Annotated in this window: 1 protein-coding gene; it reads right to left on the bottom strand. The window is 67.4% G+C overall.

All coding sequences use genetic code 11. The annotated features are described in order from the left end of the window. Window positions 1–469: 469 nt before the first annotated feature. On the bottom strand, window positions 470–1,018 hold a 549-nt coding region (locus tag AC3WJP_RS29060), incomplete at its 5' end, for a type II secretion system protein GspJ (RefSeq protein WP_493724600.1).

Genomic DNA, 1,018 nt, shown 5'->3' with positions numbered 1-1,018 from the left:
AGGACCCAGAGCACGACCAAAAGCGCCATGCCGCGTTGTCGCCCCAACCTCTGTGGCGAGGGGGCTTGGCGGCGATGGGTTGTGTCAGGCACATCGCGGTGGCTGATCCACCGTATCGGGAGCAAGCCCCCTCGCCACAGGGGTGTGGGTGGGGTTTGGGTAGGCAGGGTCGGCCTCTTCGCGGGCAAGCCCTGCTCCCACCGGGTTGGGGGTGGGGTTTGGGTAGGCAGGGTTGGCCTCTTCGCGGGCAAGCCTTGCTCCCACAGGGTTGGGGGTGGGGTTTGGGTAGGCAGGGCTGGCCCCTTCGCGGGCAAGCCTTGCTCCCACAGGGTTGTGAGGGGGATTGGTGTCGGCAGGGTTGGCCTCTTCGCGGGCAAGCCCTGCTCCCACCGGGTGAACCTATCTGGAGTCGAGCACCTGTGGGAGCAGGGCTTGCCCGCGAAGGGGCCATTGAGGATGGACACCAACATCACTGCCCACCCGCCTGTGCCGACAGGTCCAATTTGAGTGCCACGCTCTGCAAGGTCCAGGGCACCGGCCCGCTCAAGGTGGCATCGATGCGCACCGCTTGCGGCAGGCGCGCCGGCCAGGGCCATTGCTCCAGCCAACCGCTGGGCTGGCCCGTGGGCGTGGCGCCGCGGTAGCTGAGGTGCAGGGCTTGCACCTCGTGGAGCAGCACCTGCGGATCGCCGAAGGCGCGCAGCGTCTGCCCCTCCAGTTGCGCGAGGTCGAGCAGCAGGCGGTGGTCGTGCAAGGTGATTCGGTGTTGGTACAGACCACCGCCCATGTGGCTGGGCAACGGTGCGTAGAAGGTCATGCTCTGGCTCGAGCCCTGGAATATCTGCGGTGCCTGCGCGTCCGGCGAACCGGCGGCCAGCGGCAATGCCTGACTGATCGAGCGGCGTAAAAACGACTGGCTGGCCCGCACTTCATCGAGCCGCGTGCTGTAGCGATCGGCCTTGGCCACGGCGCGATTGGCACCGACGATCGCACCGCCGATCAGCGTCAGCATGACACC

Source organism: Pseudomonas sp. GW821-FHT01A09, from assembly GCF_058986725.1.
Note: the sequence above shows the minus strand (reverse complement) of the source record. Positions and strands in the feature narration are given on the sequence as shown.